We start from the raw sequence: 22,030 nt of genomic DNA on the forward strand, positions 1-22,030 counted from the left end.
TGCCGCAATCGCCGCCGCCCGGCAGGTTTTCCGTCGGCCGGGAGCGGCAAGCCGCTCCACCGGAGACCGAACCACGCGAGGGAGGAACAGCCGTGTCCACCAAGGTGTCCGACCACATCCTCGAGCGCCTGCGCGAGTGGGACGTCGAGTACGTCTTCGCCTACCCGGGCGACGGCATCAACGGTCTGCTCTCGGCCTGGGGCCGGGCCGACGACCGGCCGAGGTTCATCCAGGCCCGGCACGAGGAGATGGCCGCGTTCGAGGCCGTCGGGTACGCCAAGTTCTCCGGCCGCGTCGGTGTCTGCGCCGCGACCTCGGGGCCCGGCGCGATCCACCTGCTGAACGGGCTGTACGACGCGAAGCTGGACCACGTTCCGGTGGTGGCGGTCGTCGGCCAGACCGACCGCAGCGCGATGGGCGGCTCGTACCAGCAGGAGGTCGACCTGCTGAGCCTCTACAAGGACGTCGCCGCCGAGTACTGCCAGATGGTGACCGTGCCGGAGCAACTGCCCAACGTCCTGGACCGGGCGGTCCGCACCGCGTACGCGCGCCGCACCGTCACCGCCGTCATCGTGCCCGCCGACGTCCAGGAGCTCGACTACACACCGCCGTCCCACGCCTTCAAGATGGTCCCCTCCAGCCTCGGTCTGCCGCACTACGCGCCGGTCCCCGACCGGGACGAGCTGGAGCGGGCCGCCGAGGTGCTCAACGCCGGGGAGCGGGTCGCGATCCTGGTCGGCCAGGGTGCCCGGGCTGCCCGCGGCCAGGTCGAGCAGGTGGCCGAGCAGCTGGGGGCCGGGGTGGCGAAGGCCCTGCTGGGCAAGGACGTGCTCCCGGACACCCTGCCCTACGTCACCGGCTCGATCGGCCTGCTCGGCACCCGTCCCTCCTACGAGCTGATGCGGGACTGCGACACCCTGCTGACGGTCGGGTCGAGCTTCCCGTACACCCAGTTCCTGCCGGAGTTCGGCCAGGCCCGCGCGGTGCAGATCGACATCGACCCGTTCATGGTCGGCCTCCGCTACCCCTTCGAGGTCAACCTCGTCGGCGACAGTGCGAAGGTGCTGGACGCACTGCTGCCGATGCTGGTCCGCAAGGAGGACCGCAGCTGGCAGCAGACGGTGTGTGACAACACCGAGCGGTGGTGGGAGGTGATGGAGCGTCGGGCCGCCGTCGAGGCCGACCCGATCAACCCGGAGTACGCCGTGCACGCCCTGGACCGGCTGCTCCCGGACGACGCGATGATCAGCGCCGACTCCGGTTCGGCCGCCAACTGGTACGCCCGGCACCTGCGGATGCGCGGTGTCATGCGCGGCTCGCTCTCCGGCACGCTGGCCACCATGGGACCGGGTGTGCCGTACGCGATCGGTGCCAAGTTCGCGCACCCCGGGCGGCCCGCCATCGCGCTGGTGGGCGACGGCGCGATGCAGATGAACGGCCTGGCGGAGCTGATCACGATCGCCAAGTACTGGCAGGAGTGGAGCGACCCCAGGCTGGTCGTCGCCGTGCTCAACAACCGCGACCTGAACCAGGTCAGCTGGGAGATGCGGGCCATGCAGGGCGCCCCGCAGTTCCTGCCCTCCCAACAGCTTCCGGACGTCGACTACGCGGGCTTCGCCGAGTCGATCGGGCTGCGCGGTCTCAAGGCCGAGCAGCCGGCGGACGTGGAGCCGGGCTGGGAGCAGGCCCTCGCGGCGGACCGGCCCTGCCTGCTGGAGCTGCGCACCGATCCGGCCGTGCCGCCGATCCCGCCGCACGCGACCTGGGAGCAGTTCCGGGCGGCGGCCGCCGCCGTGCTGCGCGGTGACAGCGACCGGTCCGGGATGGTGAAGCAGGGTGTGAAGGCGAAGATCCAGGAGTTCCTGCCCGGCGGCCCGAAATGAGCGGCCCGGTGACGCGCCTGCTGGACAACGTCCGTAACGGCCGGTTCCAGCGAAGCCTGGCGCTGGTCACGGCGGGCGGCTCGGTGGTCACGGCGGCCGAGATCTACCTGGAGCACGACCGGGCTGGCTTCGGGAACCGGATGATGTGGTGGCCGGTGGTGCTCGGGCCGGTCGGCGCGGTGGCCGGGGTCGCCGGGGCGTGCAGCGAACGGGCCGCCCACACCCTGCTGCCGGTCGCCTCACTCCAGGGCACCTACCTGCACGTGCGCGGCATCGCGCACAAACCGGGCGGCTGGGCGATGGCCCGCTACAACATCGAGATGGGGCCGCCGCTGTTCGCGCCGCTGCTGATGAGCATGGTCGGCGGGATGGGGTTGGTGGCCGCCGTACTGCGACGGGAGGCCTGAGGATGGCCGCCCGCCCCGAGCGCTTCCCCGGGTACGACGTCCTGGCGCAGCAGCGGAACTGGGACCCGGCGACGGCAGCCGTCGTACTGGCCAGGACCGGACCGCCGAAGCCGCTGCGCTTCTTCACCCCGGCGGAGGAAACCACCGCCCGGGCCCTGCTCGACGCGCTGCTGGACCGGCCCGAGGTGCCGGTGCTGCCGATGATCGACACCCGGCTCGCCGAGCGCGAGACGGACGGCTGGCGCTACGCGGACATGCCGTCCGACGACCGGGCCTGGCCGCGCACCCTGCGGGCCCTGGACACCGCCGCCCGGGAGCGGCACAGCGCCGGGAGCTTCGCCGGCCTCACCCCCGGGCAGCGGGCCGGACTGGTCCAGGCGGTCCAGGACCTCGACGGTGAGCTCTGGCACGGAATGCCGGCCCGGCACGTCTGGAGCCTGTGGACCCGCTACGCCTGCACCGCGTACTACGCGCACCCCACCGCCTGGAACGAGATCGGCTTCGGCGGCCCCGCCTATCCGCGCGGCTACCTGCGCCTGGGCGTCGGGCAGCGGGAGCCGTGGGAGGTCCGCGACCACCACCCCGTGCCGCCCGAGGCGCCGGAGATCCACCCGCCCCGCCCCGCGCCGCCGGCCACCGACGCGGGCCGGCACTCGCGCACCCGGGCCGCAGCCGAGACGCTGCGTGCCACGACCCGCTCCGAGCGGGAGGTCCGCGAGCGCAACGCCTCGGCCTGGCTGCTGCGCCCCGACGGCAGCCCCGATCCCCAACTCGTCCAGCACATGCGCCACTTCGCCGACACCGACGAGGTCGACCTGCTGATCGTCGGCTGCGGAGCCGGCGGCAGCGTGCTCGCCCAGCGGATGGCCCGGGCCGGGTGGTCGGTGGTCGTCCTGGAGGCCGGCCCGTTCTGGGATCCGGGGACGGACTGGGTCAGCGACGAGGCCGGCTCCCACCACCTCTACTGGACCGAGCCCCGGGTCGTCTCCGGCACCGACCCCGTGCCGATGGGCGCCAACAACTCCGGCCGTGGGGTGGGTGGTTCGATGGTGCACTTCGCCGGGTACGTGCCGCGCTTCCACCCCTCGGACTTCGCCACCCGCAGCACCGACGGGGTGGGCGCCGACTGGCCCCTGGCGTACCCGGACCTGCGCCCGTACTACGAGCGTCTGGAGCGCGAGCTCCCGGTCGCCGGGCAGTACTGGCCCTGGGGCGAACCGCACGCCTACCCGCACCCGCCGCACCCGCTGGGCGGCAACGGCGAGATCTTCCTGCGCGGGGCCGCGGCGCTCGGCATCCAGGCCAGGATCGGCCCGGTGGCGATCACCAACGGCCGCTTCGGCAACCGGCCGCACTGCCTCTACCGGGGGTTCTGTCTGCAGGGCTGCAAGGTCAACGCCAAGGCCTCCCCGCTGGTCACCCATGTCCCGGACGCGCTCGCGCACGGCGCCGAGATCCGGGCCGGGGCGATGGCCGCCCGGATCGAACTCGGCCCGGACGGCCTGGCCACCGGGGTCCGCTACTTCCGCGAGGGCCGCGAACACCTGCAACGGGCCAGGACGGTGGCCGTCGCGGGGTACGCGATCGAGACCCCGCGCCTGCTGCTCAACTCCGCGAACGACCGCTTCCCGCAGGGGCTGTGCAACGACCACGACCTGGTCGGACGCTACGTCATGGTGCAGGGAGCGCCGCAGACCTCCGGCCGGTTCGAGGAGGAGATCCGCGCCTACAAGGCCCCACCGCCCGAGGTCTCCACCGAGCAGTACTACGAGACCGACCCCGGCAAGCCCTACCGGCGCGGCTTCACCATCCAGAACATCTCCCCCCTGCCCATCACCTGGGCCGAACACGTCGTCGCCCAGGGGCACTGGGGCGCCGACCTGCGCCACTACCTGAGCGACTACACCCACTGGGCCACCCTCGGCGCGATGGCCGAGCTGCTGCCGCAGGCCGGCAACCGGGTCACGCTCGCCGACGAGCGCGACCGGCACGGGCTGCCGGTCGCCGACTTCTCCTTCTCGCAGTGCGAGAACGACCGTCAACTCGTCTGCGCCGCCCGCGAGGTGATGGAGGACATCCTCGCCGCCGCCGGGGCGAGCGAGGTGATCACCATCGACCGCTACGCCCACCTGGTCGGCGGCTGCCGGATGGCCCGCGACGAACGGCACGGCGTGGTCGGCCACGACCTGCGGAGCTTCGCCGTACCGAACCTGCTGGTCACCGACGGCAGCGTCTTCCCCACCCAGGGCAGCGCCAACCCGGCCCTCACCGTCATGGCCGTCGTCGACCGGGCCGCCGGCCTGCTGGCGGCCGGCGCCCGCAGCGGGCTACGGACTCCCGGGGGCCCGCCATGATCGACCGGCTCGACGTCAGCGTCTACACCGTGCCCACCGACGGCCCCGAGGCCGACGGCACCCTGGCCTGGGACCGCACCACGCTGATCCTGGTCGAGGCGGCCGACGGACCTACTGGCGGGCTCGGCTGGACCTACGGCGCCCCCGCCACGGCGGCGGTGGTCATCGCCCTGTGGGACCTCAAGGCACGGCTGCTCGACCTGCCGCTGGCCCGGCTGCTCGGCGGCTCCGCCCGGGAGGTCCCCGTCTACGGGAGCGGCGGATTCACCAGCTACGACGCCGAACGGACGGAGCGTCAGCTGTGCGACTGGACGGAGCAGCAGGGCATCCCACGCGTGAAGATCAAGATCGGCGAGTCCTGGGGCCACCACGAGCGGCGCGACCTGGAGCGCATCGCCGCCGCCCGCGCGGTGATCGGCCAGGACGTCGAGCTCTACGTGGACGCGAACGGCGGCTACACCCGCAAGCAGGCCGTCCGGGTGGCCCACGCCTTCGCCGGACAGGGCGTCAGCTGGTTCGAGGAGCCGGTCTCCTCCGACGACCCGGCCGGACTGCGCGAGGTCAGGAACGCCGTCCTGGCGGACGTCGCGGCCGGTGAGTACGGCTACGACCTGGTCGACTTCACCCGGCTCGCCGCCGCCGGCGCGGTCGACTGCCTGCAAGCCGACGCCACCCGGTGCGGCGGGCTGACCGGCTGGCTGCGGGCCGCCGCCGTCGCGGAGGGCTTCGGGCTGCAGCTGTCGGCGCACTGCGCCCCGCACGTGCACGCCCACGTGGCGGCCGCAGTCCCCAACTGCCGCCATCTGGAGTGGTTCCACGCTCACGTACGGGTCGAGAACCTGCTCTTCGACGGCACCCTCGACCCGACCGGCGGCACCGTGACCCCCGGCCGCTCCGGCGCGCCCGGGCTCGGGCTGACGCTCGCCGCCCGGGCCGCCTCCCACCGGGTGGGCTGAGCCTGTTACCGCCCGACGGCTCCGGGCAGACGCACCGACGGGGGTCGACCACGGAAGGAGTGGATCATGATTCTGCTGGGAGTCCTGCTGTTGGCGGCTGCCGGGGCGTTCACCGGACTGCTCATCGCCGACAACCTCTCCGGCGGCCCGGACTACACCGTCACGGTGCTCGGCAACCAGATCGCCACCATGAACAGCCTGGCGATCTTCCTGTCCGGCATCGCCCTGGCCCTGATCTTCGGTCTGGGTGTGCTCCTGGCCGCAGGCGGCGGGGCCCGCATCCGCCGCCGTAGCGGCCAACGGCGCGAGGCCCGCGCCGAGGCCGGGCAGGCCACGGCGGCACGGGACGCCGCGCTCCAGGAGCGTGTGGTGACGGAGGGTCCGCCGCCCACGGCTGGGGACGCCGCTCCGACGCCGACCCTGCAGCAGCACCGCAGCCGTCACCTGTTCGGGCACTGAGCCGCCGCAGCGGCCGGTGGGGCCGCCGTCACCGCCGCGTCCAGACCGGCCCGTCCCCGGGCGACCGGCACCGGTCGCCCCGCGCCGGTCTCAGCTCTCCGGACCGGCCCGGACCAGCGCGGCGGCCAGCCTCGGCAGGTCGTCCGGCGCCACCAGCCCGGCCAGGCCGTTGGCGGTTGCCGGCAGGTGCAACGACGCGGCGGCGGCCAGCGCCCGTTCGTCGAAGTACGGCCGCAGTTCGGGCCACAGGCCCTGCACCTCACGGCAGAAGATGTCGGCGCCGACCGGACCGATCCGCGGCACGTCCTGGAGCAGCTCCCGCACCTGCGCCGGGTCCCCGTCCGCCTCATCGCGCAGTCGGCGCAGGTCGCCGCGCCAGCGCCGCAGGAGCAGCTCGGCGCCGTCGAGCAGGGCCGTCGCGGTGCTCTCGTCGTAGCGGCGGTAGTGGGCGCGGCCGAGGGCGTCGACGATGGTCTGCCAGTCGGTCGCGGCCGTCGTGCGGGCGGTCCGCAGGCCGGCCCGGAACAGCTCGTGGGCGGCGTCGACCGCGATGTCCGCCCTGATCCGGGTCGAGCACAGGACCGTCAGCACCAGCAGCCGGTAGAGCGGCGACGGCTTGTCCCGCAGCGTGATGCCCGCTTCGTCGGCGTAGGTGCGGCCGTGTTCGGTCAACAGTGCGGAGATCCGCTCCGCTCGGGTGGGCTCAGCCATGACCGCCTCCGCCGGGTGTGGAAGGTCCGCCACCGTCGCGGCTACCCCGATGACGGACGGCCAGGCCTGCCCGCCGCACACCGGCCGGGCTACTTGCCCGCAACCGGGGCACCCTGGAGGTACGCCACGTCGTGCGGCCGACCGGTCCGCACGACGGTGACGACACGAACCGCCGCTCACCGGACAGCCGCCGGGTCGACCCCGGCGCCGGTCCCAACGGCCCCGTCCCAGGCAGGCGCGCAGTGGCTCATCAGATGCTCCGTCAGGACGACTTCCCACCCACACCCTGCGGGACTTCGCGCTGCTTGCGGACGGCGAGCGCGGCGCGCTCGTGGGGCCTTGGGGTGACCTCGTCTGGATGTGCGCCCGCACTGGGAGTCCGAGGCCGTTTTCTCCCGGCTGATCGGGGGTGACGGCGTCTACGCCGTCACCCCGTGCGGACGGTTCGTCCAGGGCGGCTGTTACGACGAGGGCACCCTGATCTGGCGCAGCCGGTGGGTGACCGGCAGCGGAATCGTCGAGTGCCGCGATGCGCTCGCCTTCCCTGGCCGCCAGGACACGGCGGTGATCCTCCGGCGCGTCGAGGCGGTGGAGGGCCCGGCCCGGGTCCGGGTCGTCCTGCATCCCTGTGCCGGATTCGGCTCCCGGCCGCTGCGCGGACTGCGCCGCCACCCCTCAGGAGTCTGGACCGCCCGGACCGGAGACCTGAGCGTGCGGTGGACCGGCGGCGGCGGCGCCCGCGCCGAGGGCGAGGGTACGGGGCGGCGGCTGACCATGGAGCTGGCCGTGGAAGCCGGCCGTGGAAGCCGGCAGCTCACACGATCTCGTCCTCGAGGTCTCGACGGCCCGGCTCGGCCCGCCCGTCGGTCCGGACCAGACCTGGGCCGCGACCGAACGGGCCTGGAAACGCACGGTGCCGAGCCTGGCCGACACCCTGGCCCCCCGCGACGCCCGCCAGGCGTACACCGTGCTGCGCGGGCTGACCGGCACCGGTGGCGGCACCGTGGCGGCCGCGACCATGAGCCTGCCGGAGCGGGCCGAGGCGGGACGCAACTACGACTACCGCTACGTGTGGATCCGCGACCAGTGCTACATCGGCCAGGGCGCCGCCGCCGCAGGTGCCCACTCGCTGCTGGACGACTCCGTCCGCTTCGTCGTCGCCGCCCTGCTAGACCACGGTTCCGCGCTCGCCCCCGCGTACCCGCGCTCCCGCGAGACCCTGCGCGCCTACGCCGCCGAACTCACCGACGACTACTACGCCTACCGGTTCCGGCACGACGAACGGCCGTTGGAGCAGGCCGAGGGCGCCTTCCTGCTGTGCGGCTTCGTCATGGCGCTCGCCCACCACCAGCAGGGCCACCAGGGCGAGGCACTCCGCTGGTTCGAACGGAACCGCGCCTCCTGTGCCACCTCCGGCCTGTTCGCCGAGGAGTACGACATCCGGCCACGCGAGCTGCGCGGCAACCTGCCCCAGGCGTTCGTGCACGGCCTGCTCCTGGAGTGCGCCGCCCGCCTGCCCGTCCCCGGAGCGAACGGCGAACGCTCCGGGCATTGGTGACGGCCGCTCAGCCAGCCGCTGAGGGCCCGTCAGCGCAGGACGGCGGCGAGCAGGTCGGTGCCGAGGGCGGCGGTGGCGGTCAGGTCGAGGGCGTGGTGGACGTGGCGGCCCCGGCGGTGGGCGGCGAGCAGGCCGGCCCGGCGCAGGACGGTGAGGTGGCGGGAGACCTCGGGCGGGGTGAGCTCCCAGGCGCGGGCGAGTTCGCCGGTGGTGTGCGGTCCACGGGCCAGGGTACGGACCAGGCGGAGCCGGACCGGGTGCGCCAGGGCCTCCAGCCGGAGGCGGACGGTCTCCAGCGGGACGGTCTCCGGCCGCTCCCCGCCCGCCGCCGGGTACTGGACGACGGGCTGCCAACCGGGGGCGTACACGGCGACCAGGTGCGGGTGGCCGAACACGCTGGGCAGCAGGGTGACCCCGGCCGGGCCGGCCTGCGCGGTGGAGTCCTGGAGCTTGTCGAGGACCAGTGAGCCGCCGTCCGGGGTGAGCGCGATCGCCGCCGACACCTCCGCCAGCGCGGCGGGCAGCCCCTGACGGCGGCTCAGTTCCGTCTTGTCGCGGACGTCCCGGCCCAGGCGGGCGGCCAGCGCCGGCCACTCAGCGTCGAAGAACGCCTCCGCGCACTGCTCCAGGGTCTCCCGCACCCGGGCTCGGACGGCCGGCGGATCGGCCAGCAGGCGCTCCGCGAACGCCTCCTGGGCGGGGCCGCGGGCCTGCGCGCGGTCCAGCGCCTCCGCCCGCGCGGCCGGGTCGTGCAGCGAGGAGCGGTCGGCGAAGGTGCGCCGGTTCGAGCCGCAGGTGGTGACCAGTGCCGAGTGCGCGTACCACTCGTCGTCGATCCGGTCGACCTCGTCGAGTTCGGCCCCCAGGGTGGCCCGGGGCCGGGCCGGCACCAGGAAGTCCGCCCGGGAGGACCGCCACAGGAACTCCGCCTCCCGCAGCCGCTCCGCCAACTCCGGACGCAGCCCGGCCCACACCCCCGCCGCCCACCCGGCCAGCTGCGGATGGTGCTCGGGCGAGGCCAGCACGTGCAGCATCGCGGTGAGTTCGGCGAGCGGCGAGACCCCGAACCGGATCCGCTCCGGCGGCGTCCCGGCGAGGTCGATGCGCAGGGTCACCCCGACATTCTCGCTGCTCGCGGGCACACCGCCGCCGATTGACGGAAACCGTCAATCCACGTGACCGCCCCGCTGCCCAGCCCGCACCTTGGGCGCCATGACCACCACCGTGCCGCCCCGCCCGGAGCCCCGCCCGACGCTCCGTCAACTCGTCCGGGTCGGCGGCGGCCCGCGCTACGCCGCCGCGCTGCTCGTCGACGCGCTCGGGACCGGCCTGCTGCGGCCGTTCCTGCTGCTGTACGGGATCACGGTGCTCGAACTGGACGCCGCCACCACCGGGCTGGCGATGACCGGCGGGATCGTCGCGGGACTGGCCTGCATGCCGCCGCTCGGGCGCTGGCTGGACCGCGGCGCGCGCAGTGCGGCGGTGTCGGCGTCGATGCTGGTCCGGGTGGCGGGCGTGGCCGCGCTGCTGGCCGCGCCGACCGGCGGCGTCGCGCTGTTCACGCTCGCCGCACTGTTCCTCGGCATCGGCAACCAGGCCTGGCCGGCCGCCCACGCCGCCCTGGTCGCCACCCTCGCCGAGGACCGCCTGCGGGACACCGTCCTCGCGGCGGCCCGCGCCGTCCGCAACGCCGGGCTCGGCGTCGGCGCCCTGCTCGCCACCGTCTGCCTGACCGGCGGCCCGCCGGCGCTGCGAGCGCTGGCCGCGGCGTCCGGGCTCGGCTTCCTGACGGCGGCCGCGCTGGCCCGCTCGGTGCGGGTCACGGCCGGGCCGGCGGCCGGACGGGCAGGCAGGGCCGGGGAGGCGCCCCGGCTCGGGGCGGTGCTGCTCGCCAACGTGGTGTACGTGTTCTGCCTGAACGTGCCCGAAGTGGCGCTGCCGCTGGTCCTGGTGACGGTCCTGCACGCCTCGCCGGCCTGGCCCGCCGCGATATTCGTCGCCAACACGGTCCTGGTGGTCACCCTCCAGGTGCCCGTCACCGCCTGGGCGGCGGCCCGCTGGTCACGCAGCCGGGTGCTGGTGCTGGCCGGGGCGGTGCTCGCCGCGAGCTACCTCGGCTTCCTGCTGGCCACCCCGTTCGGCCCGCTCGCCCTGGCCCTGGTGACCGTGCCCTGCACCCTCGGCGAGATCCTCTACGCCGGCAGCGCCACCGCCCTCGTCACCGCCCTCGCCCCGCCACCCCACCTGGGCCGCGCCCTCTCCCGCCTCCAACTCTCCACCGGCCTGAGCCTCGCCGTCTCCCCCGCCGTCATCACCGCCCTCACCCCCCTCGTCCTCTGGCCCGCCCTCGCCACCACCACCCTCACCGCCGCCGCCCTCATCCACCGCACAGCCCCACCCCACACCGACCGCCCGCCGTCCTGACCCACAGCCGACCCCGCCGGCTATGGCTCGAAGGTCAGCCGGGGCAGGTGTTCGCGGGAGGTCCGGTCGAGCAGGAGGACGGAGTCGGCTTCCGGTACGGCGGCCGGGCCAAGGCGGTCGAGTTCGCGCAGCAGCACCCGAAGGCCGCGCTGGTGGCGGGCGAAGACCCTGCGAGGGGCCCAACGGCCGCGCGCCTGCTGGCCGGTGAGAGCTTCGTCGGGGCCGACGTCCAGGAGAACGAGGTGCAGTTCACGGCCCTGCCGGTGAACGGTGCGGGCAAGATGACGGCGTATCCAGGGCCGGCTCCCGCAGTCATGGACCAGGAGGTGCTGACCTGAGCGGGCCGCGCGCTGCTGCCGCCGGAAGTGGCGGAGGCGGGCCCATGGCCGGTACAGGGCGTACGGGAGCCAGCCGGGCATGACGGCTTCGCAGGCGAGGTGGGTGGTGCGGGGGTCGACAACCGCTGCGGCGGTGGACCAGTGGCGCAGCGCGGTGCTCTTGCCGCTGCCCGGCAGGCCGGAGACGACTACCACCGCGCCGGGCGGGTAGCGGAGAGCGTCCGGTGTGCGGACCCCCCCCCTCAGGTCGACCAGACCTCGGGGGCGCAGGTCGACCGCGTTGCGGGGCACGGCCGGGCTCGGCGTGTACACGATTCTCCGGTTCTGGCCGGTGGTGGCGGCAGGGGCGGATGCTCCCTGTGTCTCCGGCGGTTGTGCAGGTGCCGCTCAGTGGGAGCAGCAGATGCGGTCGGGTCGAAGGGTACCCACCGGCCTGGGCTGCCTCGGCGCAGGGCCCTCGTACAATTCTTCGGGACAGCCCACCCGGGCTGCCCGATCCGATGAGAGTCGAAGGAGCCGCGGTCCCCGCGATGGACGAACCTCCCAGTTCCTGCCGTGCCACATCTGTCCTGACGAGCGCTCAGCCCGGGGCGGGGGTGGCACGGTGACCGAGGTCCTGTTGCTCCTGCTGGCACTGGCGTTGACCGCCGCGTGTGCGGTGTTCGTCGCCGCCGAGTTCTCGTTGACCACCGTGGAGCGCGGTGAGGTGGAGCGGGCCGCCGCGGCGGGTGAGCGCGGCGCGGCGAGCGCCCTGCGTGCCGTCAAGCGCCTGACCTTCCAGCTCTCCGGTGCCCAGCTGGGCATCACCGTCACCAGTCTGGTGATCGGCATGCTCGCCGAGCCGTCGGTGTCCGCACTGCTGCACGGACCGCTGACCGCGACCGGCCTGCCGAGCGGGGCGGCGGAGAGCATCGCGCTCTTCCTCGGCGTCCTGCTGTCCACCGTGGTGCTGATGGTCGCGGGTGAGCTGGTCCCGAAGAACTGGGCGATCTCCCGGCCGCTGGCCGTCGCCAAGGTCGTCGCCGCCCCGCAGTACGCCTTCTCGTCCGCGTTCTCCCCGCTGATCGGCCACCTCAACAACACCGCCAACCGGGTGGTGCGCCGGATGGGCCTGGAACCGGCCGAGGAGCTGGCCTCCGCCCGGACGCCGCAGGAACTGATCGCGCTGGCCCGGCACTCCGCCCGTGCGGGCGCGATGGAGCCGGACACCGCCGACCTGTTCGTGCGGGCGCTGCGCCTGCGGGAACTGACGGCAGAGAACGTGATGACCCCTCGGGTGGACGTCCGGGCGCTGGAGGAGCACGCCACGGCGGCCGATGTCGCCAACCTGACCCGGGCCACCGGGCTCTCGCGCTTCCCGGTCTACCGCGACAGCCTCGACCAGGTGGTCGGCACCGTGCACATCCGCCACGCCCTCGCCGTCCCCGCCGAGCAGCGGACCACCCGGACGGTCAGTACGTTGATGACCCCGGCCCTGATGGTGCCCGAGACCCTCACCGTCGACCGGCTGCTCGACCAGCTGCGCGGCGACGACAGTCTCGCGGTGGTGATCGACGAGTACGGCGGCACCGCCGGCATCGCCACCCTGGAGGACATCGTCGAGGAGGTGGTCGGCGAGGTCCGCGACGAGCACGACCCCACCGAGCTCCCCGACCTGGCCTTCCTCGGCTCCCTGGCCGACGGCCGCACCCAGTGGGACGCCGACGGCATCACCCGCGACGACCAGCTGGAGGCGATCGGCCTCACCCTGCCCGAGGGACCGTACGAGACGCTGGCGGGCCTGATCGCCCATCAGCTCGGCCGGATCCCCGTCCCCGGCGACACACTGCAGGTGGACGGCTGGACGCTCGAGGTGGAGAGCGTCGACCACCACGTCGCCGAACGGGTGCGCATCTCAGCCCCTGAACCGCTGCCCGAGGAGGACGGCGACAGTGCCGACCGCCGCCAGGAGGATGTCCGATGACCGCCGTGCAGTTGATCATCGGTCTGCTCACCCTGGTGACCAACGCCTTCTTCGTCGGCGGCGAGTTCGCGCTGATCTCGGTGCGCCGCAGCCAGATCGACCCGAAGGCGGAGGCGGGCGACCGCCGCGCCCGGACCGTCATATGGGGTCTGGAGCACGTCTCGGCGATGCTTGCCACCGCCCAGCTGGGCATCACCATCTCCTCGCTGGTACTGGGCGCGGTCGCCGAGCCGGCCATCGCCCACCTGCTGGAACCGCTGTTCCACTCCGCCGGGGTACCGGTCGCGTTCACCCATGTCATCGCGTTCACCATCGCCCTGACCGTCGCGACGTACCTGCACATGCTGCTCGGCGAGATGATCCCCAAGAACATCGCGCTCGCCGCCCCCGAGAAGGCCGCGATGCTGCTGGTGCCACCGCTGGTGGCCACCACCCGGGCGCTGCGCCCGCTGGTGTTCTCCATCAACGCCTTCGCCAACACCCTGCTGCGGCTGATGAAGGTCGAACCGAAGGACGAGGTCGGCTCGGTCTTCACCGAGGACGAGCTGTCCCGGATGGTCAAGGACTCCTCGGACGCCGACCTGCTCAGCGAGCGTGACACCGAACTGCTCCAGGACGCCCTGGAGTTGGGCAGCCGCCCGGTGTCCGAGGTCGTCACCCCCAGCGCCGAGGTCGTCTTCGCCGGGCCCAGCACCACCCCGGCCGAACTGGAGGAGCTGGCCGCCCGCACCGGGTTCTCCCGCTTCCCGCTGCTGCGCGCGGACGGCACGGTCTCCGGCTACCTGCACATCAAGGACGCATTGGAGCAGGACGAGGCCCGGCATCTTCCGTTCCCGGCCCGGGTGCTGCACCCGATCGCCCGGGTCGCGGACGACACACCGCTGGACGACGTGCTCACCGCGATGCGCCGCTCCGGCACCCACCTGGCCGCCGCCGTCGCCCCCGACGGCACCGCGACCGGCCTGGTCACCCTTGAGGACGTCCTCAAGGAGCTGGTCGGCCCGGCCCCCGCCGCCGGCTGACCGCGCGGGCCGGGCAGCGCGTCACCTGGGCCGCCCGGCACGCCGACGGACAAGGCCCCGTGCGGAGCGTTGCGGGCGGACCAGGGCGGTACCGGCCAGGGCGGCGAGGGCGGCCAGGCAGAGCCAGGCGAAGGTGTCGCCGATGCGGTCGTAGAGCGTGGTGGCGCCGTGCGTGGGGACGTAGGCCACCATGGTCTGCTGGTCGGTTGTGAAGTAGTCGGTGGTGGCGAGGACGTGGCCCTTGTCGTCGAAGGCGGCCGAGACGCCCGCCGAGTCCTGGCGCACCAGCGAGTAGCCGTTCTCGATGGCACGGAGGCTCGCCTTCTGGGTGTGCGCGCTTCCGTAGGCCTTCCAGTCGTGGGCGGGGACGAGCATGATGTCCGCGCGGGTTCGCATCATGGCCGGGAAGTCTGCGTCGTAGCAGATGACGTTGGCGATCCGGCCGTAGGGAGTGTCGGCGACGGGCACCCGGCCGTCACCGGGCCGGAACTTCTCGGAGCCGGGGATGGGGTGGGCTTTCCGGTAGGTCCAGAGCACGTCCCCGTTCGGGTCGATCAGGATCGCCTCGTCCCGGTCGTTGGCAGGTCCGCGCGTGCTGTGGACGCCGAGTCCTATCTCCAGGTAGATGCCCGACCGGCGGGCTTGGTCCCGGGCCGCCCCAATGACGGCGGCCTCGTTGGACTCCTGCGTCCTGACGGCCTGTTCGGGCCAGATGACGATCTTCGCTCCGGCTTCGGCCTCACGTCGGGTGGACGCCAGCAGGTCGTTCGTCACGGCGGTCGTGATGGGTTCCACCTCGGAGGCGGGTGCGGTGGCGATGCCCGCGCGCCCGCCCGGGATCCGTCCGAGCGCGGCCTGCTGTGCGTCGGCCACGGTCCGCGTCGGGGCGACTGCGGCGATCCGCACGGTCGGGCTCGTGGAGGAGGTGAAGGCGAGGCGGGCACCGCCGCCGAGCAGGACGGTCAACAGGACGGCGCCGTACGGCACACCCCTTCGCCAGCCGGGCCGCTCCAGGATCGCGTTGACCGTGCTGGCGAACCACGCGATCAGGAAGCCGATGCCGTACAGGCCCGTGATCGAGACGACCTGCAGCAGCGGGAGGTCGCCGTACTGGGTGACCGCAAGTGAGCCGTAGGCCGTGCCGAACGGGGACAGCAGGGTGATCAGGAACTCGGTGGCGGCGACGCCTGCGGGAAGAGTCAGGGCGGCCGCCCAGGGGCGCAACCGACGGACGAGCAGCCGGTCGGCCAGGAACGGCAGCGTCTGCAGGGCGGCAATGGCCACCCCGCCCAGGAGGACCACGGGGGCGAAGCCCATCTCCGACTCCTGAACCCACCAGGCGGCTGCGAGGCTGTGGGCCAGCCAGACCCACAGTGCGCCGGACACCGCAGGGCTGAGGCGGGTGAATCGGAGCAGGAGCACCGGGAAGATCCAGGCCGCGGCCGCGATGTCCCAGCGCCCTCCCACCGCGAAGAGCATCGCCGCAGTGCCGAGCACCAGCAGGGCACACCGGCCCGCTCGCCCCGAACGGCCGGGCCTGCCAAGGAAGTTCCTGCGTGTCTGATGGTTCGTCATGGACGACCACGCTAGGAGCGTGCGGTCCCGCGTACCTCGGCCCGGACGGTGATCTCCCGCGCCCCGGCGCAACTATGGATGCGCACCCTGGGGAGGATCCGCCGGCCGCCGTCGCTGGTCTAGCCTGACGCCGGAGATGAAGACGAGGACTGCTGCGGCGATGCGAGCCGCTCACCAACGGATCGCCGACCGACCACGACCGGTGGATGTCGCGCTCGGCTGCGGGCTGACGCTGTTCGACATGGCCACCTTGCTGGGCCACCGACCCGCCCCACCCGGCTGGGGCCTGGCCCTGTGGGGAGCGCAGACGGTGCCCCTGCTGTGGAGACGGACACATCCCCGCGCCGCCCTGGCGGCCATGACCGGCCTGTACGTGGTCTTCCAAGTGCTCGACCCCGTCCCGGGGAAGGTACCCGGGCCGTTCCTGCTCGTGATCGGGATCTACGCCGTAGCCCGCTACGCACCGGTCTCCGCGAGTCTGCCCGGCACGCTGCTCTGCCTGGCGGTGGCCACGACGACCGATGCGCTCACCGGACACTGGCAGCCGCCGAAGCTCGGTTCGATCGAGCCGATCAGCGCCACGACGTTCTGCGTCTTCTTCGCGCTGGCCTGGACCCTGGGGTACGGCCGGCGGCGGATCGGCGCCGACGCCCTCCGGTTGCGTCTCCTGAACCAACAGCTCCGGGCCGAGCAGGAGTTCAACGCCCGGCAGGCGGTGATCACCGAGCGGGCCCGCATCGCCCGCGACCTGCACGACGTGGTCGCCCACCACGTGAGCGCCATCGCCTTGCAGGCACGGGCCGCCGAGGACGTCCTGCAGGACGATCCGATCCTCGCGGTGGAGGGCATCGGGCTCATCGCGCGGACCGCGGACACCGCACTCGTCGAGATGCGGCGCATCCTCGGACTGCTGTCCCCCCGGGAGCAGGAACTCGCGCCCGAGCCGTCCCTCGCCCATCTCGACCGTCTCATCGGGGCAGCCGCTGCGGCGGGATGCCGGGTGACCTCCGAGATGGAGACTCCGGCGCCGGCCGCGCTCGCCGCAGGAGTACAGGTGACGGCCTACCGGATCGTCCAGGAAGCGCTGACGAACGTGCTCAAGCACGCGGGTCGGGCCGACGTGCGGATCGCCGTGCGCGCCGACGAGTGGTCCCTCGCGATCGAGGTGGAGAACGGCCCTGCCGCGCCCGGCCACCGTCCCGTCCCCGGATCCGGGCGCGGGCTGATCGGCCTGCGCGAACGAGCGGCGGCCTTCGACGGCGTACTGGAAGCCGGACCACGTACCGGCGGCGGCTGGCGGCTGCACGCCACCCTGCCCACCAGGACAGTCATGCCGGTGGAGACGACCCCATGACCGTACGAGTTCTTCTCGCCGACGACCAGGAGATCGTCCGGACCGCGCTCCGCCTGATCATCGACCGCCGGGCCGGCCTCTCGGTCATCGGTGAGGCCTCCGACGGGGAACAGTCCGTAGCCCTGGCGATCGAACTTCGACCCGACGTCGTCCTGATGGACGTCCGCATGCCCGGCATCACCGGGGTCGAAGCCGCTCGGCGCATCACCACCTCCTGGCCCGGTCCCGGACCGGCCCCGCGCATCCTCATGCTGACCACCTTCGACCTGGACGAGTACGTGTACGCGGCCCTGCGCGCGGGCGCCGACGGCTTCCTGCTCAAGACCAGCACTCCGGACCAACTGGCCCACGCCATCCGCGCCGCCGCCGACGGCGAGTCCGTGCTGGCCCCGAGCGTCACGCGTCGGCTCGTCAGCACCGTCACCGCACTGCCGCCGGCGCTCCTGCCCGCCCTCTCCGCCCCCGCACCGGACGACCGCTCGCCGACCGACCTGCTCTCCGAGCGTGAACTCCAGGTACTGGTACTGATCGCCCAGGGCCTGTCCAACTCCCGGATCGCCGCCGCCCTCGACCTGACCGAGGCGAACGTGAAAAGCCGCGTCAACCGCATCCTCACCCGCCTCGGCCTCGAGAACCGCGTCCAGGCCGCTCTGCTGGCCCACCGGACGGGTCTGCACCGACCCTGACCCCTGCCGACCACACCCCCGGCTGGGCCCTGCTCGGGGACGCCGCCTCGACAACGATTCACGGACCGTCACCTTGCGCGCCAGGGGCACCGCCCGGGCCGCCTACGATGTGCCCATGAGCAAGGGCGGACAACCCGTAGGTGCACATCAGTCGCACCCGCAGACCAACGGCGAACGCCTCGACGTCGCCGCCTCCGTGCTGGCCCTGCTCGCGGACCGCACCCGCCTCGCGCTGCTCCAGCAGCTCGGCGAGGGCGAGGCCGACGTCACCACCCTCACCGAAGCCTGCGGCGCCGCCCGGCCCGCCGTCAGCCAACACCTCGCCAAGCTCCGCCTGGCCGGCCTGGTCACCACCCGCAAGGACGGCCGACGCGTCGTCTACTCCCTGCGCCACGGCCACCTGCGCCGCCTGGTGAACGAGGCCCTCAACGTCGCCGACCACCAGATCAGCGCCCTGCCCCCGCACGACTGACCTCCTGCCTGCGGTCACAGCGTGGGGTGTTCGCGGCGCCCTGGAACATGTGCGTATCTGCGCACCTGTGCACTATTCTGATGGTGCCACGCAGCCGACCAGGGGGTGCCCCCGCATGCTGTCCGTCCTGCGCAACCGCACCTACCGACGCCTCTTCACCGCCCAGGTCGTCGCCCTGGCCGGCACGGGTCTGGCGACCGTCGCGCTCAGCCTGCTCGCGTACGACCTCGCCGGTGACGGTGCGTCAGCCGTGCTGGGCACCGCACTGGCGATCAAGATGGTCACCTACGTCGCCATCGCACCCGTGATCGGCGCCAGCGCGGATCGGATACCCCGCCGGGTCCTGATGGCCGCCATGGACCTCACCCGAGCCGCCGTCGCGCTGGCCCTGCCGTTCGTCACCCAGGTCTGGCAGATCTACCTGACGGTCTTCCTCCTCCAGGCTGCCTCCGCCGCGTTCACCCCGACCTTCCAGGCCACCATCCCCCAGGTGCTGCCGGCCGAACGCGACTACACCCAGGCGCTGTCGATGTCCCGCCTCGCCTACGACCTGGAGTCCCTGCTCAGCCCGGCTCTCGCCGCCGTGCTGCTGAGCGTGGTCTCCTACAACTGGCTGTTCGCCGGTACCACCCTCGGCTTCGTCGCCTCCGCCGCGCTCGTCCTCTCCGCCGTCCTGCCCCGGCCCAGCCCCGCCGAACGCACCGGCGGCATCCACACCAAGGCCACCTACGGCATCCGCCTCTTCTGGCACACCCCGCGCCTGCGCGCCCTGCTCGCCCTCGACCTCGCGGTCGCCTCCGCCGGCGCCGTCGTCTTCGTCAACACCGTTGTCGTGGTCCAGGGCCACTTCGGCCGCCCCGCCACAGCCGTCTCCCTTGCCCTCGCCGCGTTCGGCACCGGCTCCATCCTCACCGCCCTCGCCCTGCCCCCACTCCTGCGCAAGGTCTCCGACCGGGCGGTGATGCTGCCCGCCGCCTACGCACTCGCCCCCGTCCTCGCCTTCGTTGCCGCCGTCACCGCCGCAGCCCCCAGCGCCCCGTCCTGGCTCGGACTGCTCGCCGCCTGGGCCGCCATCGGCGCCGCCACCTCCGCCGTCCTCACCCCCGGCGGCAGAATCGTCCGACGCTCCGTCAGCGACCCGGACCTGCCCGCCGCCTTCGCCGCCCAGTTCTCCCTCTCCCACAGCTGCTGGCTGCTCACCTACCCCCTCGCCGGCCGGCTCGCCGCAGGAGCCGGCCTCCCTGTCACCGCCGGCCTCCTCGCCGCCATCGCCCTGGCCGCCACCGTCACCGCGAGCCTTACCTGGCCCGCCGGCGAGCCCGCTGCCGTCGAGCACCTCCACCCCGACCTCGCCATCGGCCACCCCCACCTCGCCGACGCCCAACCCACTCCGAGCGGCTGGCGCCACAGCCACGTCCTCGACCAGCACCGCCGCCACCGGCCCCGCGCCGCCGCCTGATCCGGCCTGACCGGTGATGGCGCCACTCGGCCGACGAGCATCTCCTCGGAGGGCTCTACGCCGAGCAGCCGCAGCGAGCCGTCGGCCGGTGCCTGCAGTGGCACTTCGCGGCGCCCGATTCCGAGACCGCGCACCGAGCCCGGCTCTCGCCCGCCGCGGACGGTGGGGCGGTCACAGCCCGAAGCGGGTGCGCTGGGCCTCGGGCACCAGGTCGACGTAGTCGGGGTGCTTGGTCAGCCAGCCCCGGATGAACGGGCAGTACGGCAGCACGTCCGCACCCTGCTCGCGCGCGGCGTCGAGGGCGGCCCGGGCCAGCACCCCGGCCAGGCCGCGACCCGCGAACGCGGGGTCGATCTCGGTGTGGATGAAGGCGATCTCGTTCTCGTGCCGGAAGTACTCGGCGAAGCCGGCGAGTTCACCGTCCTCCGTGATCTCGAACCGCGAGCGTTCCGGGCTGTCCGTCACGGTGGTCGTCATCGTTCCTCCTGGGTCCGGCGGCGGGCCGGAAGGCCCTTTATCATTCAACGCCGCCAGTTAATTTATCATTCAACTAGATTGTGATCAAGAAGAGCGCGCTCGGGCACCGGTCGGCCGGCAGCCGGGTCGACGACGGGACGGAGAGCCCCGCGCTGACCACCACGAGTCGCAGCGCGCCGTCGCTCACTTCGCCTCCGTCACCGTCTCGGCGGCCGCGGCGACCCGGGCGGCGTGGGTGGGCCCGTCCGGCACGGTGGCGGGCCGGCCGGCCGCGAACTCCTTGCGCAGGACCGGGATGACCTCCTCGCCGAGCAGATCGAGCTGCTCCAGGACGGTCTTCAGCGGCAGCCCGGCGTGGTCGATCAGGAAGAGCTGGCGCTGGTAGTCGCCGAAGGTCTCCCGGAAGGTCAGGGTCTTCTCGATGACCTCCTGCGGGCTGCCGACGGTCAGCGGCGTCTGCTCGGTGAACTCCTCCAGCGACGGCCCGTTCCCGTACACCGGCGCGTTGTCGAAGTACGGCCTGAACTCCCGTACGGCGTCCTGTGAGTTCCGGCGCAGGAACACCTGACCGCCGAGGCCGACCATGGCCTGCTCGGGCGTGCCGTGGCCGTAGTGGGCGTAGCGCTCGCGGTAGAGGCCGACCAGCTGCTGAAAGTGCTCCTTGGGCCAGAAGATGTGGTTGGCGAAGAAGCCGTCGCCGTAGTACGCGGCCTGCTCGGCGATCTCGGGCGAGCGGATCGAGCCGTGCCAGACGAACGGCGGGACGTCGTCCAGCGGGCGCGGGGTGGCGGTGAAGGACTGCAGCGGGGTGCGGAAGCGGCCCTGCCAGTCCACCGTGTCCTCGCGCCAGAGCTTGTGCAGCAGTGCGTAGTTCTCGATCGCGAGCGGGATGCCCTGGCGGATGTCCTGGCCGAACCACGGGTACACCGGGCCGGTGTTGCCGCGGCCCATCATCAGGTCCACCCGGCCGTCCGCGAGGTGCTGGAGCATCGCGTAGTCCTCGGCGATCTTCACCGGGTCGTTGGTGGTGATCAGCGTGGTGGCGGTGGAGAGGATGATCCGCTCGGTTCGGGCAGCGATCCAGCCGAGCATGGTGGTCGGCGAGGACGGCACGAACGGCGGGTTGTGGTGCTCACCCGTCGCGAAGACGTCCAGGCCGACCTCCTCCGCCTTGAGCGCGATGGCGACCATGGCCTTGATCCGCTCGTGCTCGCTCGGCGTTCGCCCGGTGGTGGGGTCGGTGGTCACGTCCCCGACGCTGAAAATTCCGAACTGCACTGTCATCACCCTCTGTGCCGTGTCTCTGCGGGCCCCGTCCCTGCCGACTGTAGGGCCGGCCCGGGTCCTGCCCGGCCCTGCCCCTTCCCAGTCCGTGAACGCCCTGCTCAGATGCCCGTGGATCACGAGCCAGGCGCCGGGCGCCGTGCCGGCCAGCATCGCCGGCACGGCGTAACCCCGCCGTCCCAGGCGGAGGTTGGTGCCGCCGGCCGACGAGGAGTCACGTCGGCCTGATGCTCCGCCAGGAGTGAGATCGGCGATGCCGGGCAGACGGTCGTACGGAGGTGTGGATGCCGTGATGCTACTGATCGTGGTTCTGCTGATAGCCCTGATCCTGGGCGGTGCCGGATTCGCCTGGCACGTCCTGTGGTGGATCGCGCTGGCGGTGCTGGTCGTCTGGCTGCTGGGTTTCGTCCTCAGCAGCGGTTCCGCGGCCGGCGGCCGGCGGGGCTGGTACCGCTGGTGAAGCACGCCGCCCGCCGTCCGGGGGGCGGCGGGTGCCATGAGAGACGGTTCGTCGTGGCCCGGCACACAGCCGTCCTGTTCGACGTGGACGGCACCCTGGTCGGCACCAACTACCTGCACACCGTCACCTGGTGGCAGGCTCTCCGGCAGTACGGGCACCACATCGCGATGGCCGACCTTGCCTGCCGC

20 protein-coding genes are annotated in these 22,030 nt (G+C 73.0%); 14 read left to right on the forward strand and 6 right to left on the reverse strand.

The annotated features are described in order from the left end of the window. Positions 1-92: 92 nt before the first annotated feature. From ASC99_RS15520 to ASC99_RS40500, 5 genes are all read left to right on the forward strand, one after another. Positions 93-1,883 (forward strand): thiamine pyrophosphate-requiring protein, encoded by a 1,791-nt coding sequence (locus ASC99_RS15520; RefSeq protein ID WP_057232414.1) that lies wholly within the window; start codon positions 93-95, stop codon positions 1,881-1,883. Between the two features lie 8 nt (positions 1,884-1,891). Next, positions 1,892-2,290, forward strand: a complete 399-nt coding sequence (locus tag ASC99_RS15525; RefSeq protein ID WP_235583037.1) for a hypothetical protein — start codon at positions 1,892-1,894, stop codon at positions 2,288-2,290. A gap of 2 nt (positions 2,291-2,292) precedes the next feature. Next, complete coding sequence (locus tag ASC99_RS15530) at positions 2,293-4,644, forward strand: GMC family oxidoreductase (protein ID WP_082598356.1); 2,352 nt, start codon at positions 2,293-2,295, stop codon at positions 4,642-4,644. Then, entirely contained in the window at positions 4,641-5,600 is a 960-nt protein-coding gene (locus ASC99_RS15535; RefSeq protein WP_057232418.1) for an enolase C-terminal domain-like protein, read from the forward strand. Before ASC99_RS15530 ends, ASC99_RS15535 begins: the two co-directional genes overlap by 4 nt. A 66-nt stretch (positions 5,601-5,666) precedes the next feature. Continuing rightward, positions 5,667-6,059 (forward strand): hypothetical protein, encoded by a 393-nt coding sequence (locus tag ASC99_RS40500; protein WP_057232420.1) that lies wholly within the window; start codon positions 5,667-5,669, stop codon positions 6,057-6,059. 90 nt (positions 6,060-6,149) lie between these two features. Here the strand turns inward: ASC99_RS40500 and ASC99_RS15545 are convergent, their stop codons facing one another. Then, positions 6,150-6,770, reverse strand: coding sequence for a hypothetical protein (locus ASC99_RS15545; protein WP_057232422.1), 621 nt, complete (start codon positions 6,768-6,770; stop codon positions 6,150-6,152). A 799-nt stretch (positions 6,771-7,569) separates the two neighbouring features. Here ASC99_RS15545 and ASC99_RS42125 point away from each other — a divergent pair. Further along, positions 7,570-8,328 carry a glycoside hydrolase family 15 protein gene (locus ASC99_RS42125; RefSeq protein ID WP_057232423.1) on the forward strand — a complete coding sequence of 253 codons (759 nt, stop codon included), beginning with the start codon at positions 7,570-7,572 and terminating at the stop codon, positions 8,326-8,328. Positions 8,329-8,357: 29 nt separating this feature from the next. Here the strand turns inward: ASC99_RS42125 and ASC99_RS15555 are convergent, their stop codons facing one another. Further along, positions 8,358-9,443 (reverse strand): DUF5937 family protein, encoded by a 1,086-nt coding sequence (locus tag ASC99_RS15555; protein ID WP_057232425.1) that lies wholly within the window; start codon positions 9,441-9,443, stop codon positions 8,358-8,360. Positions 9,444-9,540: 97 nt separating this feature from the next. Between ASC99_RS15555 and ASC99_RS15560 the strand changes: the two genes are divergently transcribed. Further along, complete coding sequence (locus ASC99_RS15560) at positions 9,541-10,752, forward strand: MFS transporter (protein WP_057232427.1); 1,212 nt, start codon at positions 9,541-9,543, stop codon at positions 10,750-10,752. Positions 10,753-10,772: 20 nt separating this feature from the next. On the opposite strand, the gene ASC99_RS37235 is transcribed toward ASC99_RS15560, so the two are convergent. Continuing rightward, a complete protein-coding gene (locus ASC99_RS37235) occupies positions 10,773-11,402 on the reverse strand; it encodes an AAA family ATPase (protein WP_082598357.1) in 630 nt (209 codons plus the stop codon). Between the two features lie 292 nt (positions 11,403-11,694). On the opposite strand from ASC99_RS37235, the gene ASC99_RS15570 reads away from it, so the two are divergent. Then, on the forward strand, positions 11,695-13,053 hold the full coding sequence (locus tag ASC99_RS15570; protein ID WP_057232432.1) for a hemolysin family protein: 1,359 nt from the start codon (positions 11,695-11,697) through the stop codon (positions 13,051-13,053). Next, the gene (locus tag ASC99_RS15575; protein ID WP_057232434.1) at positions 13,050-14,075 is read left to right on the forward strand and encodes a hemolysin family protein; all 1,026 of its coding nucleotides are present in this window, start codon (positions 13,050-13,052) and stop codon (positions 14,073-14,075) included. The genes ASC99_RS15570 and ASC99_RS15575 overlap by 4 nt, the downstream gene beginning before the upstream one ends. A 21-nt stretch (positions 14,076-14,096) precedes the next feature. On the opposite strand, the gene ASC99_RS15580 is transcribed toward ASC99_RS15575, so the two are convergent. Continuing rightward, positions 14,097-15,650: a nitrilase-related carbon-nitrogen hydrolase gene (locus ASC99_RS15580; protein ID WP_082598358.1), complete on the reverse strand. Its 1,554-nt coding sequence runs from the start codon at positions 15,648-15,650 to the stop codon at positions 14,097-14,099. Between the two features lie 160 nt (positions 15,651-15,810). Between ASC99_RS15580 and ASC99_RS15585 the strand changes: the two genes are divergently transcribed. The 4 genes from ASC99_RS15585 to ASC99_RS15600 all read left to right on the forward strand — a co-directional run bounded on the left by ASC99_RS15585 (position 15,811) and on the right by ASC99_RS15600 (position 19,621). Continuing rightward, the gene (locus tag ASC99_RS15585) at positions 15,811-17,004 is read left to right on the forward strand and encodes a sensor histidine kinase (RefSeq protein ID WP_235583038.1); all 1,194 of its coding nucleotides are present in this window, start codon (positions 15,811-15,813) and stop codon (positions 17,002-17,004) included. Next, complete coding sequence (locus ASC99_RS15590; RefSeq protein ID WP_057232438.1) at positions 17,001-17,690, forward strand: response regulator transcription factor; 690 nt, start codon at positions 17,001-17,003, stop codon at positions 17,688-17,690. Before ASC99_RS15585 ends, ASC99_RS15590 begins: the two co-directional genes overlap by 4 nt. Positions 17,691-17,805: 115 nt before the next feature. Continuing rightward, entirely contained in the window at positions 17,806-18,162 is a 357-nt protein-coding gene (locus ASC99_RS15595) for a helix-turn-helix transcriptional regulator (RefSeq protein ID WP_057232440.1), read from the forward strand. Between the two features lie 115 nt (positions 18,163-18,277). After that, positions 18,278-19,621, forward strand: coding sequence for an MFS transporter (locus tag ASC99_RS15600; RefSeq protein WP_057232442.1), 1,344 nt, complete (start codon positions 18,278-18,280; stop codon positions 19,619-19,621). Positions 19,622-19,792: 171 nt separating this feature from the next. Here ASC99_RS15600 and ASC99_RS15605 read toward each other — a convergent pair whose 3' ends face one another. Next, positions 19,793-20,098, reverse strand: coding sequence for a GNAT family N-acetyltransferase (locus tag ASC99_RS15605; RefSeq protein WP_057232444.1), 306 nt, complete (start codon positions 20,096-20,098; stop codon positions 19,793-19,795). Between the two features lie 183 nt (positions 20,099-20,281). Next, positions 20,282-21,376, reverse strand: a complete 1,095-nt coding sequence (locus ASC99_RS15610; protein WP_057232446.1) for an LLM class flavin-dependent oxidoreductase — start codon at positions 21,374-21,376, stop codon at positions 20,282-20,284. Positions 21,377-21,674: 298 nt separating this feature from the next. Between ASC99_RS15610 and ASC99_RS15615 the strand changes: the two genes are divergently transcribed. Next, positions 21,675-21,842, forward strand: a complete 168-nt coding sequence (locus tag ASC99_RS15615) for a hydrophobic protein (protein ID WP_369824246.1) — start codon at positions 21,675-21,677, stop codon at positions 21,840-21,842. The last annotated feature ends 188 nt before the right edge of the window (positions 21,843-22,030 follow it).

Source organism: Kitasatospora sp. Root107, from assembly GCF_001424875.1.
Taxonomy (GTDB): domain Bacteria; phylum Actinomycetota; class Actinomycetes; order Streptomycetales; family Streptomycetaceae; genus Kitasatospora.

What these genes read in the sequence shown, in the direction of transcription:
- ASC99_RS15530 (WP_082598356.1), top strand. Translation starts at nt 2,293, where the DNA reads ATGGCCGCCCGCCCCGAGCGCTTCCCCGGGTACGACGTCCTGGCGCAG.
- ASC99_RS15535 (WP_057232418.1), top strand. Translation starts at nt 4,641, where the DNA reads ATGATCGACCGGCTCGACGTCAGCGTCTACACCGTGCCCACCGACGGC.
- ASC99_RS40500 (WP_057232420.1), top strand. Translation starts at nt 5,667, where the DNA reads ATGATTCTGCTGGGAGTCCTGCTGTTGGCGGCTGCCGGGGCGTTCACC.
- ASC99_RS15545 (WP_057232422.1), bottom strand. Translation starts at nt 6,770, where the DNA reads ATGGCTGAGCCCACCCGAGCGGAGCGGATCTCCGCACTGTTGACCGAA.
- ASC99_RS15560 (WP_057232427.1), top strand. Translation starts at nt 9,541, where the DNA reads ATGACCACCACCGTGCCGCCCCGCCCGGAGCCCCGCCCGACGCTCCGT.
- ASC99_RS15575 (WP_057232434.1), top strand. Translation starts at nt 13,050, where the DNA reads ATGACCGCCGTGCAGTTGATCATCGGTCTGCTCACCCTGGTGACCAAC.
- ASC99_RS15580 (WP_082598358.1), bottom strand. Translation starts at nt 15,650, where the DNA reads ATGACGAACCATCAGACACGCAGGAACTTCCTTGGCAGGCCCGGCCGT.
- ASC99_RS15585 (WP_235583038.1), top strand. Translation starts at nt 15,811, where the DNA reads ATGCGAGCCGCTCACCAACGGATCGCCGACCGACCACGACCGGTGGAT.
- ASC99_RS15590 (WP_057232438.1), top strand. Translation starts at nt 17,001, where the DNA reads ATGACCGTACGAGTTCTTCTCGCCGACGACCAGGAGATCGTCCGGACC.
- ASC99_RS15595 (WP_057232440.1), top strand. Translation starts at nt 17,806, where the DNA reads ATGAGCAAGGGCGGACAACCCGTAGGTGCACATCAGTCGCACCCGCAG.
- ASC99_RS15600 (WP_057232442.1), top strand. Translation starts at nt 18,278, where the DNA reads ATGCTGTCCGTCCTGCGCAACCGCACCTACCGACGCCTCTTCACCGCC.
- ASC99_RS15605 (WP_057232444.1), bottom strand. Translation starts at nt 20,098, where the DNA reads ATGACGACCACCGTGACGGACAGCCCGGAACGCTCGCGGTTCGAGATC.
- ASC99_RS15615 (WP_369824246.1), top strand. Translation starts at nt 21,675, where the DNA reads ATGCTACTGATCGTGGTTCTGCTGATAGCCCTGATCCTGGGCGGTGCC.